The 15,126-nt window shown below is 63.1% G+C and carries 13 protein-coding genes and 1 tRNA gene; 4 read left to right on the forward strand and 10 right to left on the reverse strand.

The window, feature by feature from the left end; translation table 11 throughout:
* Positions 1 to 20 precede the first annotated feature (20 nt).
* From BSY16_RS01005 to xylF, 4 genes are all read right to left on the reverse strand, one after another.
* Positions 21 to 97 (reverse strand) — tRNA-Arg (locus tag BSY16_RS01005).
* Between the two features lie 161 nt (positions 98 to 258).
* Positions 259 to 1,044, reverse strand: coding sequence for an ATP-binding cassette domain-containing protein (locus BSY16_RS01010; protein WP_069057946.1), 786 nt, complete (start codon positions 1,042 to 1,044; stop codon positions 259 to 261).
* 14 nt (positions 1,045 to 1,058) lie between these two features.
* Positions 1,059 to 2,372, reverse strand: a complete 1,314-nt coding sequence (locus tag BSY16_RS01015) for a sugar ABC transporter permease (protein ID WP_069057947.1) — start codon at positions 2,370 to 2,372, stop codon at positions 1,059 to 1,061.
* 174 nt (positions 2,373 to 2,546) lie between these two features.
* Positions 2,547 to 3,587, reverse strand: a complete 1,041-nt coding sequence (gene xylF / locus BSY16_RS01020) for a D-xylose ABC transporter substrate-binding protein (protein WP_069057948.1) — start codon at positions 3,585 to 3,587, stop codon at positions 2,547 to 2,549.
* Between the two features lie 244 nt (positions 3,588 to 3,831).
* On the opposite strand from xylF, the gene BSY16_RS01025 reads away from it, so the two are divergent.
* Positions 3,832 to 5,052: an ROK family protein gene (locus BSY16_RS01025; protein ID WP_069057949.1), complete on the forward strand. Its 1,221-nt coding sequence runs from the start codon at positions 3,832 to 3,834 to the stop codon at positions 5,050 to 5,052.
* 221 nt (positions 5,053 to 5,273) lie between these two features.
* Here BSY16_RS01025 and iolG read toward each other — a convergent pair whose 3' ends face one another.
* From iolG to BSY16_RS01055, 6 genes are all read right to left on the reverse strand, one after another.
* Entirely contained in the window at positions 5,274 to 6,266 is a 993-nt protein-coding gene (iolG, locus tag BSY16_RS01030) for an inositol 2-dehydrogenase (RefSeq protein ID WP_069061294.1), read from the reverse strand.
* A 102-nt stretch (positions 6,267 to 6,368) separates the two neighbouring features.
* Positions 6,369 to 7,388, reverse strand: a complete 1,020-nt coding sequence (locus tag BSY16_RS01035; protein WP_069057950.1) for an ABC transporter permease — start codon at positions 7,386 to 7,388, stop codon at positions 6,369 to 6,371.
* A 64-nt stretch (positions 7,389 to 7,452) separates the two neighbouring features.
* Positions 7,453 to 8,991 (reverse strand): sugar ABC transporter ATP-binding protein, encoded by a 1,539-nt coding sequence (locus tag BSY16_RS01040; RefSeq protein ID WP_069057951.1) that lies wholly within the window; start codon positions 8,989 to 8,991, stop codon positions 7,453 to 7,455.
* Between the two features lie 104 nt (positions 8,992 to 9,095).
* Entirely contained in the window at positions 9,096 to 10,025 is a 930-nt protein-coding gene (locus tag BSY16_RS01045) for a sugar ABC transporter substrate-binding protein (RefSeq protein ID WP_069057952.1), read from the reverse strand.
* Positions 10,026 to 10,276: 251 nt separating this feature from the next.
* Positions 10,277 to 11,089, reverse strand: a complete 813-nt coding sequence (locus tag BSY16_RS01050; RefSeq protein ID WP_069057953.1) for a TIM barrel protein — start codon at positions 11,087 to 11,089, stop codon at positions 10,277 to 10,279.
* Positions 11,090 to 11,250: 161 nt separating this feature from the next.
* Entirely contained in the window at positions 11,251 to 12,282 is a 1,032-nt protein-coding gene (locus BSY16_RS01055) for a LacI family DNA-binding transcriptional regulator (protein WP_069057954.1), read from the reverse strand.
* Between the two features lie 160 nt (positions 12,283 to 12,442).
* Here BSY16_RS01055 and BSY16_RS01060 point away from each other — a divergent pair, with 160 nt between their 5' ends.
* From BSY16_RS01060 to BSY16_RS01070, 3 genes are read left to right on the forward strand one after another with little or no spacing between them, the layout of a single operon-like run.
* The gene (locus tag BSY16_RS01060) at positions 12,443 to 13,528 is read left to right on the forward strand and encodes a fatty acid desaturase family protein (RefSeq protein ID WP_069057955.1); all 1,086 of its coding nucleotides are present in this window, start codon (positions 12,443 to 12,445) and stop codon (positions 13,526 to 13,528) included.
* Positions 13,529 to 13,553: 25 nt separating this feature from the next.
* Positions 13,554 to 13,868 (forward strand): MocE family 2Fe-2S type ferredoxin, encoded by a 315-nt coding sequence (locus tag BSY16_RS01065; protein WP_069061295.1) that lies wholly within the window; start codon positions 13,554 to 13,556, stop codon positions 13,866 to 13,868.
* A gap of 23 nt (positions 13,869 to 13,891) precedes the next feature.
* Complete coding sequence (locus BSY16_RS01070) at positions 13,892 to 15,115, forward strand: NAD(P)/FAD-dependent oxidoreductase (protein ID WP_069057956.1); 1,224 nt, start codon at positions 13,892 to 13,894, stop codon at positions 15,113 to 15,115.
* Positions 15,116 to 15,126 lie beyond the last annotated feature (11 nt).

Raw genomic sequence — 15,126 nt, forward strand, 5'->3', positions numbered from 1 at the left:
AATGATTTCAAATAGTTCAGTGGCGCACCCGGTAGGATTCGAACCTACGACCTTTGGAATCGGAATCCAACACTCTATCCAGCTGAGCTACGGGTGCTTGCCCTAGGCGATGACTCGCCTGTCCGATGACAGGGTTCTTAGCCTAGCTGGGGGCGGGCTTCAATCGGGAAAATGCGGAAATCGGCGTTTCCGGTGGTGTTGAAAGGATAGAGCCGCCAGCGGGGTCGCGGGCGGCTCTTTGTTTTCGGCTTGAGCCGGTCAGGCGGTCTGCATTGCGCCGGGACCGGGGATGGCTTTTTCGGGGACCTTGCCGAGGATGATCATGCCGAGTACCTCGTCCTTGGTGACGTCCTCGGTACGGGCGTGCCCGACGACCTGGCCGTTCTTCATCACCGAGACGCGGTCGGCGAGGTCGAAGACGTCGTGGATGTCGTGGCTGATCAGGAAGATGCCGATGCCTTCCTTCTTCAGCTGCTTGATCAACTCGCCGACCTGCGCCGTCTCCTGCGGGCCGAGCGCTGCGGTCGGCTCGTCCATGATGAGGATGCGGGCGTTGAACAGGATGGCGCGGGCGATCGCCACCGACTGGCGCTGGCCGCCGGACAGCGCCTTTACCGGCTCCTTGAAACGCTGGAAGTTCGGGTTAAGGCGGCCCATCACTTCGCGGGTTTTCGCTTCCATCGCCACGTCATCGAGCGTGCCCCATGGGGTGCGGAGTTCCCGGCCGAGATAGAGGTTGGCGGCGGCATCGACATTGTCGGCGACGGCGAGCGTCTGGTAGATCGTCTCGATGCCGTATTTCTTGGCGTCGCGCGGGTTGTTGATGTCGGCGGGTTCGCCATTGATCAGGATCTCCCCGCCATCTCGCTTGTAGGCGCCGGAGAGGATCTTGATCAGCGTCGACTTGCCGGCGCCGTTATGGCCGAGAAGTGCCACCACTTCGCCGGGATAGAGGTCGACCGAGGCATTGTCCACGGCGTGGATGCCGCCGAAGGAGATGGAGATGTTCTTCAGCTCCACGAGGGGCGTACTTGTGTCCGTCATTGGATGGGCTCCTCTTACTTGGCGCGGGCGCGGTAGACCGTGTCGAGCCAGACGGCGACGACAAGGACCATGCCCACCACGATGCGCTGGAACGGGGTGTCGATGCCGACCAGCACCATGCCCGATTGCAGCGATTGCATGACGAGGGCGCCGAGCATGGCGCCTGCGATTGTGCCCATGCCGCCGGCAAGCGATGTGCCGCCGATGACGGCTGCGGCGATGGTGTAGAGCTCGTCGAGTTCACCCTGCGCGTTGGTTGCGGCATTGAGGCGGGCGGTGGAGATGGCGGCGGCGATGGCGCAGAGAATGCCCATCAGCGCGAAGATTTTCACCGTCACCCAGCGGGTCTTGATGCCGGCGAGTTCCGCGGCCTCCTGGTTGCCGCCGATCGCGAAGACGTAGCGGCCGAAGCGCAGGCGTGTCGAGATGAAGGTCATGACGATGCCGACGACGATGGCGATCAGCACGGGGATGGCAATGCCGTGCGGGATGAACAGGCCGCCCTCCGGCCAGGCGATGCCGTTGGCGTCGGCATATTTGCGGGCAATGGCGACGGGCCAGGGATAGGCATTGACGACCGCGATCGCACCGAGCACCAGCGCACAGCCGACGGCGGTCAGAAAGTATTCCGCCCACATCGGGCGCTGCGGGAAGCCGAAGCGCTGGCGCTGCTTGCGTGAATTGATGATGGTGGCGACGATGGCGATGCAGGCGAGGACGCCGACGATCCAGCTCGCCGTGGCGCCGATCGAGCCTTCGGTGCCGCCGCCCATCAGGCGGAAGGTGGCATCCATTGGGGCCACCGTGCGGCCGCTGGTGACGAACCACGTGGCGCCGCGCCAGACGAGCAGGCCGCCGAGCGTCACGATGAAGGAGGGCACGTTGAGGAAGGCGATGATCGAGCCGTGCAGCGCGCCGATGGCGGCGCCCAGCGTGATGCCGGCAAGCAGCGTGATGACCCAGATCGCCGGGTGATTGAAGCCAAGCAGCTGCGGCAGCAGTTCGGCCTGCAGCACGCCCATGCTCATGCCCACGAAGCCGAGAATGGAGCCGACGGAAAGGTCGATGTTGCGGGTGACGATGACGAGCACCATGCCGGTCGCCATGACGGCGACGGAGGCCGTCTGGACGGAGAGGTTCCACAGGTTGCGCGGTGTCAGAAACAGGCCGCCGGACAGGATGTTGAAGCCGATCCAGATGATCAGCATGGCGCCGATCATGCCGAGCAGGCGCGTGTCGATCTCGGTGGCGCGAAAGAAGCGCTTCACCGGATTCTCGCCCGCCGATCGCGCGCGGTTGGCATGTGCGGTAGTCGTGATGTCGGCCATGGCTTTGCCGTCCCCCCACTTTTGTTGACGTGTCCTTCGGGCGCGCGGATTTTTATCCGTTTCGAGGATGTGTCGCCGTCGCATCCTCCGCCCGCTGCCCATCTTGCGCAAGCGCCGCAACGTGTGACGTTGCGGCGCCTGGTGATGGTCAGGTCATTTGCGGTTCATGGCCCGTCAGTTGCAGGCCGCAACCGAGCCGGCAGCGACGCCCTGGCAAGCCGTTTCCTTCGGGATCCAGCCGGCGTCGATGACGACGTTCAGGTTGTCCTTGGTGATCGGCAGCGGTGCGAGGAAGACCGACTTCATCTCGACGCCCTTCGGGCCGCCGTTGAAGGTGGTCACGCCTTCGATTTCGTCCATGGTCTTGCCGCTGGCGAGCGTTGCTGCAATTTCCGCAGCGCGCTTGCCGAGTTCGCGGCTATCCTTCCAGACCGATACGGTCTGGGTGCCGAGTGCGACGCGGTTCAGCGCAGCGTGGTCGGCATCCTGGCCGGAGACCGGTACGGAGCCGGCGAGGCCCTGGGCAGCCAGGGCCGCGATTGCGCCGCCGGCCGTGCCGTCATTCGAGGCGACGACTGCGTCGACCTTGTTGTCGTTCGCCGTCAGGAACTGTTCCATGTTCTTCTGGGCGTTTTCCGGCTTCCAGCCGTCGGTGTAGGCTTCACCGACATTCTTGATTTTGCCGGCATCGACCGCTTCCTTCAGCACTTCCTGCTGGCCTGCGAAGAGGAAGTCGGCGTTCGGGTCGGACGAGGAGCCCTTGATGAAGACATAGTTGCCTTCCGGTTTCACCTTGAACACTTCGCGGGCCTGCATGCGGCCGACTTCCTTGTTGTCGAAGGTGATGTAGAAGGCAGCCGGGTTTTCGATCAGGCGGTCGTAGCCGACGACCGGGATGCCTTCTGCGGCGGCCTTCTCGATGGCCGGGCCGATGGCTTCCGAGTCCTGGGCGAGAACGATGATGGCGTTTGCGCCCTGGGCGATCAGCGATTCGACGTCGGTCAGCTGCTTTGCGGCAGACGACTGGGCATCAGCCGAAATGTACTTGTCGCCGGAGGCTTCGAGCGCTGCCTTGATGGCGGCTTCGTCGGTTTTCCAACGCTCTTCCTGGAAGTTCGACCAGGAAACGCCGACCACGAGGTCCTTGGCGTGTGCAACGGAATGCAGGGAAACGATGATGGCAGCCCCTGCCATCAGCTTCAAAACGAACTTCATAATATCCTCCCAAGTGAACACCGGCCGCCTGGACGAACCTCCCGTCCAATCAACGACCGGCCACGATCTTACTGTCTCGATACCCCTCCCGACGGTGCCGGGACTTTTTTCTCGACAGTCGAGAAAATAAATGTCAGAACTTTTGCAGGCTGTCAACATGGCTTGAAAGGCCTTGAATGACGGCACGACAGATGCTTTGGGAGGGGCATGTGTTGCAGCATGTGAGAGTGAGTGGAATCCGGGGATGCTGACCAAGTCGAGCACGGAGCTTGTGCGTCAGCAGAACAGCGCGCTCGTGCTCGCCTCTCTGCGCCGGCACGGGCCGCTTGCCCACACCGATATTTCCCATCATACCGGCCTTGCCTCCGCGACCGTTTCGGCAATCACCGCCGATCTCGAAAAGGCGGCCGTGCTGGAGCGCCGCGAGCAGCAGGCGTCTGCGTCGCGCGGGCGGCCGCGTGTCATCTTCGGCCAGCGGCGCGATGCCGGCTACCTCATCGCCGTGCGCATCGCCTCGGACATCGTGCAATATTCGCTTGCCGACTATGGCGGCACGCTGCTCGACCGCTTCGAAGAGGCGCGCAATCATGCGGATACCGCGACGCGGCCGTTTGGCGAAGCCTTTGTGGCGGCCCTCGACAAGCTGGTGAGCCGCTCGCGGATCGACCGCGCGCAGGTGCTCATCGTCTCGATCAGCAGCAAGGGCCTCGTCGATCCCGCGACGGCGCGTCTTGTCTGGTCGCCGGTCTTCGGTTCGCAGCAGGTCGATTTCGCAGCCCTGCTGCAGCCGCACTGGCGGGCCAAGATCCTGCTCAACAACGAGACTTTGCTCGTGGCGCATGCCATGGCGCAACGCATGGAGAAGGCGGGGATCAAGAATTTGCAGGCGGTCGCGGCCCTCTCGCTCGGCCACAGCATCGGGCTCGGCATCGCGCGGTTCGATCGTACCGGTGAACTGTCGGTCACGGCGCCGAATTTCGGGCACATGCTGAATTCGTCGGATGGCAAATTGTGCCGCTGCGGCTCGCACGGCTGTATCGAGGCGTCGGCCGGTTTCTACGGCATCCTGCGCACCGCCTTCGAAGTGCCACCGGATACGATCCCCGCAAAATTCGTGCCGCTTGTGGAAATGGACAAGATCGCGCTGCGCGCCCGGCAGGGCCATCGCATGTCGGAATATGCCTTCCGTCAGGCAGGCCTCGCTCTGGGGCAGGGGCTGTCGCGCGTTGTGAGCCTCTACGAAAGCATGCCGATTGCCATCACCGGCCCCGGCACACGCTATTTCGACCTGATCCATCGTGGCCTCGAAGAGGGGCTGGCGCAATCACAGCAGGTCCGCCTGTTCGGCGCCCCGCCGATCTCCGTGGTGCCGGAGGAGGCAACGCTGGTGCTGGAGGGGCATCTCGACCGCGCGCTGGCGGAGATGGATCATGATGTCATCGCTGCGCGGACGGACGGGGATTGAGGGCGCAAAAGCGGAGAGATGCCAGATCCGCTGTTGAGGCCCCCAACTTCCGTCATCCTCGGGCTTGACCCGAGGATCCATGCCACAAATTCAACGTATACCGTGATGCGTGGATCTTCGGGTCAAGCCCGAGGATGACGGAGGAGAGGTGGGGCGGCGTTCCAAAACAAAAAGACCGGGCGATAGAATCGCCCGGCCAGTTGCTTGGGAGGAGGGTTTCGTCAGGCGACGGAGATCTGGCGCTTTTCTTCGACCGACTTCACGGCCGCATCGGCGAGTGCCAGCGCTGCAAGACCATCCGCGCCGGACGGCGAGATCGTCGCGCTCTTTTCGATCGCCGCGATGAAGGCGGCGATCTCGTTGGCATAGGCTTCGGTGTAGCGGGTCATGAAGAAATCGTGCAGCGGCGGGCGTGTGTAGCCGTCGCCGTTGGCGATTTCGATCGAGACCGGGCGCTGGTTTTCGGCGGAGACGACGCCCTTGGAGCCGTGTACCTCGATGCGCTGGTCGTAGCCGTAGGTGGCGCGGCGGGAGTTGGAGATGATCGCCTGCTTGCCGGACTTGGTCTGGAGGATGACCGAGACGCTGTCATAGTCACCGGCCTTGCCGATTTCCGGGTCGACCAGAACGGCGGCGGTCGCCGAGACCGAGGCGACCTCTTCGCCCAGCAGGAAGCGGGCCATGTCGAAGTCGTGGATCGTCATGTCGCGGAAGATGCCGCCCGAACGCTTGATGTAGTCGACCGGTGGGGCGCCGGGGTCGCGGGACGTGATGGTGACCATCTCGACGTCGCCGATCTTGCCGTCGTCGATCGCCTTGCGCACAGCCATGAAGTGGGGGTCGAAGCGGCGGTTGAAGCCGACCATCAGCTTGCCCTTGGTCTCTTCCACCACCTTCATGCAGGCGCGCACGCGGTCGACGTCGAGATCGATCGGCTTTTCACAGAAGATCGCCTTGCCAGCGCGGGAAAAGCGTTCGATGAGGTCGGCATGGGTGTCGGTCGGCGTGCAGATCACGACCGCATCGATGTCCTTGGCGGCTTCGATCGCCTCGATCGTGCGCACATCGCAGCCATACTGCTTGGCGATGGCGTCGGCTGCGGCCGGGAAGGCGTCAGCGACGGCGACGAGCACGGCATCGGGATTGCCGGTCACGGCCTTGGCATGCACCTTGCCGATGCGGCCTGCGCCGAGAAGACCAAATCTCACAGTCATCTTCATTCTCTCTAGGTGGACCGCAGGTTTCAGCCTTGCGGGGTAGGGATGGGGCGATGCGCTCGCCCCGCAAAAGCGCCGCGGGAGTTCGCGGAATGGATGTCAGGTCTTGCGCTTCTTCTGGCGGTAGACGTCGACGACGACGGCGGCCACGATGATCACGCCCTTGACGATCTCCTGGTAGAAAGCATCGACGCGCAGGAAGGTAAAGCCCGATGTCATGACGCCGAGGATGACGGTGCCGATGACCGTGCCGGTGATGCGCCCGACGCCGCCGGCAAGCGAGGTGCCGCCGATGACGGTCGCGGCAATGGCATCGAGTTCATACATCACGCCCATGCCGGCCTGCGCGGTCTGGGCGCGGGCGGCGGTGACGACGCCGGCGAGGCCTGCGAGTGCCCCGGCAATCGCGTAGACCTTCACAAGGTGCGATTCGACGTTGATGCCGGAGACGCGGGCCGCCTGCACGTTGGCGCCGATTGCATAGGTGAACTTGCCGTAGCGGGTGTAGCGCAACGCGATGTGGAAGATCACGGCGACGACGAGGAAGATCACGACGGGCCAGATGCCGGTGCCGATGAAGTTGAACTGTTCCGTCAGGCCAGAGACCGGCTGGCCCTTGGTGTACCACTTTGAGATGCCACGCGCCGAAACCATCATGCCGAGGGTGGCGATGAAGGGCGGGATCTTGGTCTTGGCGATGAGCTGGCCGTTGACGAAGCCGGCAAGCAGGCCGACGCCGACCCCAACCGCCAGTGGCACGATGAAGGGAAGGTCCGTCAGCGAGGGATAGAGCGCGCGCGGCCAGGTGGAGGCTTGCGCCAGCGAGGCGGTGAACATCGCCGTCATGCCGACGACGGAGCCGGACGAGAGGTCGATGCCGCCGGTGATGATGACCTGCGTCACGCCGACGGCGATGATGCCGATGACCGAGACCTGCAGGATGATGATCGTCAGACGCTGCGGGTTCATCAGGAAGCTCTGGCCGACAAAAATCCAGCCGAGGATTTCGTAGACCAGCGCAATGCCGACGAGGACGAGAAAGATGTTGAGTTCCGGCGGGAGCCGGCGGGCAGATTTCTGCGCGGCGCCTTGAGCCTGCGCGGCGGAATTCGTGCTCATGATTACCTCCCTTGCGGCCGCTCGGCGGCCTTAAATCTCACTGGCCCAATCTTGGGACCCGCTCTTACTGGGCTGCCAGTTCCATGACCTTGACCTGCGTCGCCTCCGCGCGGTCGAGAATGCCGGTGACGCGGCCCTCGTGCATGACCATGACGCGATCGCTCATGCCGAGCACTTCCGGCATTTCCGACGAAATCATGATGACGGCGACGCCGTCCTTGGCGAGTTCGGTGACGAAGCGGTGGATTTCCGCCTTGGCGCCGACATCGATGCCGCGGGTCGGCTCGTCGAGGATCAGGATGCGCGGATTGGTCAACAGCCAGCGGCCGATCAGCACCTTCTGCTGGTTGCCGCCCGACAGGTTCTCGATGCGCTCCGACAGGTTGGGCGTCTTGACCCTGAGCTTCTTGCTCATCTCCTCGCAGACTTTCGTCAGCGCGCCCTCGGAAACGAAGCCGTTCTTGACGAACTTGTCCTGCAACACCGCGATCTGCATGTTTTCCAGGATATCGAGGATCAGCAGACAGCCGGTGTCCTTGCGATCTTCCGTCAGGAACGCCATGCGGTGCTTGATTGCCGTGTTCGGGCTGTCGATGTTGACTTGCTTGCCGTTGATCGAGATCGTACCCGAGGTCGCCGGCGTCACGCCAAAAATCGTTTCGGCGACATTCGAGCGGCCCGAGCCGACGAGGCCGGCAACGCCGAGGATCTCACCGGCGCGCACATCGAAGGATACGTCGTGGAAGACGCCCTTGAGGTTGAGGTTCTTGACCGACAGCACGACATCGCCGATCGGCACCTCCTCTTTCGGGAACATCTGGGTGATCTCACGGCCGACCATCATGCGGATGATGTCGTCGCGCGTCACGTCGGTGGAGGCATGCGTGCCGATATACTTGCCGTCGCGGAACACCGAAAATTCGTCGGCAATCTCGAACAGCTCGTTCATCTTGTGGGTAATGTAGACGATGCCGATGCCCTGCGAGCGCAGGTCGCGGATGATCGTGAAGAGGTGGTCCACTTCGCGCTCGGTCAGCGCGGAGGTCGGCTCGTCCATGATGAGGACGTCGGATTCGTAGGAAACGGCCTTGGCGATCTCCACCATCTGGCGGTTGGCGACGGACAGGTCGCGCACCTGCACTTCCGGGTCCATCACGATGTTGAGGCGCTTGAAGAGTTCGGCCGTCTTGCGGTGCATCTCGCCGTGATCGACGAAACCGAAGCGGTTCTTGGGCTCGCGGCGGATCCAGATGTTTTCCGCCACCGTCATGAAGGGCATCAGGTTCAGCTCCTGATGGATCATGGCGATGCCGTTCTCCAGTGCATCGAGCGGTGATTTCAGGCGGATCTTTTGGCCCTTGAGCAGCACTTCGCCCTGGTCGGGCGTGTAGATACCGGCAAGGATCTTCATCAGCGTGGATTTTCCAGCACCGTTCTCGCCCATCAGCGCATGCACGGAGCCGCGCCTCAGCTTGAACTGGACGTCGTCAAGCGCGACGACCCCCGGGAATTCCTTGCGGATACCCTCCGCAGACAAGAGATATTCGGCATTCGGAATGGCGCCGCTAGCACGAACCGCGGCCATGGTGGTCGGACTGACCATCGTCCCCTCCCTCCCGGAGCAACCTGAAACGGATCGGACGCGCGCACGCCAGCGTGCGCGCGTCCTTCATAGTCTAACTGGCTTTCAAGAGATCGGTGAGCCGATCAGTTCTTGGCCTGGAAGTCGGCGATGTTGGCCGGGGTCACGAGCTGGAAGGGGATGTAGACCTTGGTGTCCACCTTTTCACCCTTGGCGAGCTTGAGTGCGGCATCGACCGAACCCTTGCCCTGGCCGGCAGCATCCTGGAACACCGTCACGTCGAGGTCGCCGGCTGCCATGGCGGCAAGGGCGTCCTGCGTGGCATCGATACCGGCAATGACGACGCTGTCCATCGAGCGGCCAGCAGCCTTCAGCGCCTGGATGGCGCCAATGGCCATTTCGTCATTGTTGGAGATTACGGCATCGAATTCCAGACCGGCAGAGAGCCAGTTGGTCATAAGGTCGGAACCCTGGGTACGCGACCAGTTGGCGGTCTGCTCCTCGACGATTTCGAGACCCTTGCACTCGTCGGTCGCGATCACGTCCTTGATGTCCTGCGTGCGCACGCGGGCGGCCTGGTTGGACAGTTCGCCCATCATGACGATGACCTTGCCCTTGCCGTTGAGCAGGCGGCAGACTTCCTTGGTTTCCAGCGTGCCGGATTCCACTTCGTTGGATGCGACGAAAGCCTGCTTCTCCGGCAGTTCGTTGACGTTCGCCGGCTCGCGGTTGACGTAGACGAGCGGGATGCCGGCGTCCGCTGCGGCCTTGGAGAGAGCGGCCGTCGCGTCGGTGTCAACCGGGTTCACGATGATGGCGCTGACGCCGGAAGCGATGAAGTTCTGGACCTGGCTCTGCTGCTTGGCGACGTCGTTCTGGGCGTCTTCGATCTGCAGTTCGACGCCGTCGAGCGTCTTGGCATAGTCGGTCATGCCGTTGCGCAGAACGGTCAGGAAGTTGTCGTCGAACAGCGCCATCGAGACGCCGATCGTTTCGGCGTGGGCGGCGGTGGACATCATCACGGCAAGCGCCGAGCTCAGAATGAATTTTTTCATGTCGTTCTCCTCCTCAACGTGGTGTCCGGCGGCACCACCGACTTGGCCGGAAAGCTGACCCTTGGGCAGCCCGGCCCTTGCTCCTCCCGGGAGGCAGGGGCCAAAACAGAATAAACAAACCGCGAATTCCGTCTTACGGAATGTTTATTCCATTTTCTCGATACAACGTCAAGCCCGTTCCATTTTTTCCGGCGGGCCATCGTCTCATGCTTGGGGAAAAGTGCCGGCGGGCTCACCGCCGGCAAGGGAAGTCAGGCGTTCTCGCTGATGTAGGCGACGCTTTGCGTGACCGCAGCCTTCGGGTCGGTGACACCGTGGACGGCGGGAGAGAACGGCTCGAAGGACAGTGGACCGGCATAGCCCGCCGAAAGCAAGGCCTTGATCTGGCTGACATTTCCAAGTCGGTCTTTCGGCCCGACCAGAACGCGATGGCCGTCCCGCATCTCGGCAACGGAGACGGCAGGGTCCTCGACGCCGGAAATGTGGACCAGGCCGGTCAGGTCGGCAAAGAGATCGGTCTCGCCGGCCAGATGATGATGGAACGTGTCGTGCACGAGGCGGAATGTCTGTTCCCCGCCCACCGCCTTGATCGCTTCCGCGGCCTCGCGCTTCGAGCGCAACGAGCAGATTTCGAAGCCGAGCGGCTCGACCAGGCCGATGATGCCGGCGGCATCCAGCAGGGGTTTCAGGGCCGTCAGCGCCTCGCGGAGGTTTGCCTGCCGCTCGCCATCCGCCTGGCCGGTACCGTCGTTCTTTGGCACGAGCACGAGCGCGCGGGCACCACAGGCCGCAGCGTAGTCGATGAGTTCCTTGGCCTCGGCCGCGCGGGCCGGCGTCCATTCGTTGAAACGCTGGAGGGCATTGATCGAGATGATCGTGACCCCATGGCGTTCGGCAAGCGCCTTCACATCGCTCGGCGTCGTGCCGTCGAGGATGGCGTTGCCGTCGAGGTCGTTGCGAATTTCGACGGACGTTATACCCAGCGAGACGGCAAGGGCAAAAAAGGCGTCGAGCGTCAGGGCGGGGGCGGTCATGTGGTTGAGGGCGAAATTCAGGGCGGGCATGGAATGGGTGTCCTCCGGTCGTCGAGGCTGCCGACAGGGCGCCTCGCATGCACGCATGAGGATCGGCAAGGCTTTTGCAGGCGTCAAAGGCGAAGGCGGAAAGACCGCCCTCATTGTTGACAGATTAGTCGTGAGAATGACGGAAAACCATCATTCCCGCGTCAGATATTCTCCGGCAGGAAGATGTCGAAGGGCAGGAAGGTCTGCCCTGGCACGGCCGTAGGGCCCTTTTCTATGGCGCCGACCATCAGCGAAATGAGCTCACGGCACAGGGCAGGCAGGGGGGTGTTGATCGCCATGGTGACGATATCGTCCGCCAGCCCTGCCTTCGATTCCGGTGTCAGTTCATTGACGATCAGCTGTACCTTGCCCGCAAAACCCTCCTCGCGGATTGCTGAAATCGCCCCTTCCATGCCGCCGCCGGCCACATAGAGACCGACGAGGTCGGGGTGCTGGGCGAGCAGGTTGGCGGTCGCCTCGTGGGTGATCTCGCTGGTGTCGAGGTTGACGAGCGTATCCAGCACCTCGAAATCCTGGCCTTTCTCGCGGAAGAAGGAGCGGAAGCCCATTTCGCGCAGTTCATGGCCGTGGAACCGGTGGCTGCCGACGAAAATCGCCACCTTCCCCGATCGTCTGGCCCCCTTGGCGATCATCCAGGCTGCAGTGCGGCCGACTTTCATATTGTTGAGGCCGATATAGCCCTGGCGCACATCCATGGCGAAGTCGGAAAGCAGGCAGAACAGCGGAATACCACGGGTTTTCAGGTCTTCCGCCATCGTGGTGGTTGCCGGATAGTCCGGGGCGACGACGGCGAGTGCCTGGTTGCGTGCTGAAAGCTGGCGCAGCATTTCCGTCATCGCAGCCGGGGTCTGTGCATTGATGAAGTCGATCTGCGGAATGATGCGCGCGGTGGTGCAGGCATTGCAGGCGGTTTCGATCTCGCGGGCGAAGTTCTGGTAGAAGGCCTGGCTGGGGCGCTGGAAGCTGAAGCCCAGTCGGTATTGCGGCAGGTCCTCGAAGACTCGCTGCCGGATGAGGCCGATCGCGTGATAGCCGATTGCGTTGGCGGCGTCATAGACGCGGCGCGCGGTCTCCTCGCGCACCTTGTGGCGACCGTTCAGCACCCGGTCGACCGTTGCCACGCTGACGCCGGCTGCGTTGGCCAGGTCCGTTATGGTGGGCCGCGACGCCATGTTCCCCTCCCTGAAAGTTTCCATCAGGATCGAATGATGGTGAATGATGGAATTTGACGCATTCTATCATGGCAGGATTGAGAGATGCAAGCAGCGGCGCTATCGTTTGTGCATGAGACGAGGCGGGCTGATCGAGAGCGCCCGGACGGAGGAGAGAGCGATGAAGCCGACGAAGCGGGACTACAGCCTTCTTGGCCGCGATGCCGAAGCTGCCGTTGCCAATGGGCTGGCTGCCGCCGAGTGGTATCACACCGACATCCCGCGCAAGGAGATGAAGGCGCTGATGCAGCGCAGCGACGGGCCGGCGATCCGCGATACCGCGATCTGGCTCGGCACGATGCTCGTCACGGCCGCTGCTGGCATCTGGTTCTGGGGAACCTGGTGGGCGGTGCCGTTCTTCCTGGTCTATGGCGTGCTCTACGGTTCGGCGTCGGACTCACGCTGGCACGAATGCGGCCACGGCACGGCTTTCAAGACGCTGTGGATGAACGACGCGGTCTACCAGATCGCCTGCTTCATGATCATGCGCAACCCGGTCACCTGGCGCTGGAGCCATACGCGCCATCACACCGACACGGTCATCGTCGGCCGTGACCCTGAAATCGCCGTCATGCGCCCGCCGGACCTTCTGCGCCTCGTCCTGAACTTCTTTGGCCTGCTCGACGCGTGGCACGCCGTCGTCGATATGGTGCGCAATGCATCAGGCGTGATGAGTGCTGCGGAAAAGACCTTCGTGCCGGAATCGGAGCAGCCGAAGGCGATCCGTATCGCCCGCATCTGGCTTGCGATCTATGTCGCGACCATCGCGCTCTGTTTCGCCACGGGGTCGATCCTGCCAGCCATGCTGATCGGCCTGCCACGGCTCTATGGCGCCTGGCATCATGTGCTGACGGGTCTGCTCCAGCACGGCGGCCTGGCGGACAATGTCATCGATCACCGACTGAACAGCCGCACGGTCTACATGAACCCGTTCAGCCGCTTCATCTATTGGAACATGAACTACCATGTGGAGCACCACATGTTCCCGATGATCCCATACCACGCGCTGCCGCGGCTGCACGCCATGATCAAGCATGACCTGCCGACACCGAACCCGTCCATGTGGCACGGCTACCGAGAAATGATCCCGGCCTTCCTGCGCCAGCTGCGCAACGAGGACTACTTCCTGAAGCGCGACCTGCCCGCGACGGCACGGCCCTACAAGGAAGAGTTTCATGCCGAGCCAGCCGTCGTGGCTGCCGAATAACAAGCATTCACTGGAGGAGACGACCATGAGCGATACCTGGATCGAGGTCTGCGCGGCAGACGAGATCGACGAAGAGGATGTCATCCGCTTCGATCATTCCGGACGCACCTTTGCGATCTATCGCAGCCCGGAAGGCACCTATCACGCGACCGACGGCCTCTGCACCCATGAGAAGATCCACCTCGCCGATGGGCTCGTGATGGATCACGTCATCGAATGTCCCAAGCACAACGGCCGCTTCAACTACAAGACCGGCGAGGCCAAGGGCGCGCCTGTCTGCGTCGACCTCAAGACCTATCCAGTCAAGGTCGAAGGCGGCACCGTTTTCATCGGGCTCTAGAATCTCTTGGGGAGGATCGTTTCATGGCGAATTTCGTCATCGTCGGCGCCGGTGAATGCGGTGCGCGCGCGGCTTTTGCGCTCCGCGAAAAAGGGTTCGATGGCGCGATTACGCTGATCGGCAGCGAAGTCCATCTGCCTTACGAGCGCCCGCCGCTGTCCAAGGATGCCCTGGTCGCCGGGGCCGGCCCGAAGCTCGTTGCCGACGCGGCGCGCTATGCCGAGGCACGGATCGACGTGCTTACCGGTCGCACCGTTTTGGAAATCGACCGTGCCGGCAAGCGCATCCTGTTCGATGACGGCGCCGCACTCCCCTATGACAGGCTGTTGATTGCCACCGGCGCCCGGCCGCGCGCCTTGCCGGGCACACGCCACGGCGGGCGCATCGCCGCGCTGCGCAGCCATGACGATGCCGTACGTATTCGCGCGCATCTGGTGGAGGGCAGCCATGTCGCCATTCTCGGCGGCGGTTTCATCGGCCTCGAACTTGCCGCAAGTGCACGCACGCTCGGCGCGACGGTCACCCTCATCGAAGGCCTGCCGCGCGTGCTGAGCCGCGGTGTGCCGGCTGAGATCGCGGCGATCGTCGCAAATCGGCATGTCGCCGAAGGGGTGGAGATCCTGTGTGGTGCCAAGGTCGCCGGGGTCGAAGAATTGCCGGGCGAGGTGTGCATCACGCTGGAAGGCGGACGGATTGTTTCGGCAAACCTGCTCGTTGTGGGTATCGGCGCTGTGCCGAACACGGAGCTGGCGGAAGCGGCCGGTCTTGCGGTTGAAAACGGCATCGCGGTGGATGGCCTGCTGCGCACGTCCGATCCCGATATCTTTGCCGCCGGCGACTGCACGTCCTATCCGTTGCCGCTCTATGGCGACCGCCGCATTCGCCTGGAATCCTGGCGCAATGCGCAGGAGCAGGGCCAACTCGCCGCAGCCAACATGCTCGGCGGCGCGGAAGCGCACTCCGCCGTGCCGTGGTTCTGGTCGGACCAGTACGACATGACGCTGCAGATTGCCGGGCTTGCCGATGGTGCGGCCACGACGGTCCGGCGCGAGGTGGGCGAGGGGGCCTTCATCCTGTTCCACCTCGACGCCGATGGTCGGCTGATTGCGGCGAGCGGCATCGGGCAGGGCAATGTGGTTGCCCGCGACATCCGGCTTGCCGAAATGCTGATTGCCGCGCGCGTCCATCCCGACCCGGCCGAGCTTGCGGCACCCGAAATCAAGCTCAAGAAACTGCTCGCCGCCTGACCGGCGATACC

It is taken from the genome of Sinorhizobium sp. RAC02 (genome assembly GCF_001713395.1).
GTDB lineage: Bacteria > Pseudomonadota > Alphaproteobacteria > Rhizobiales > Rhizobiaceae > Shinella.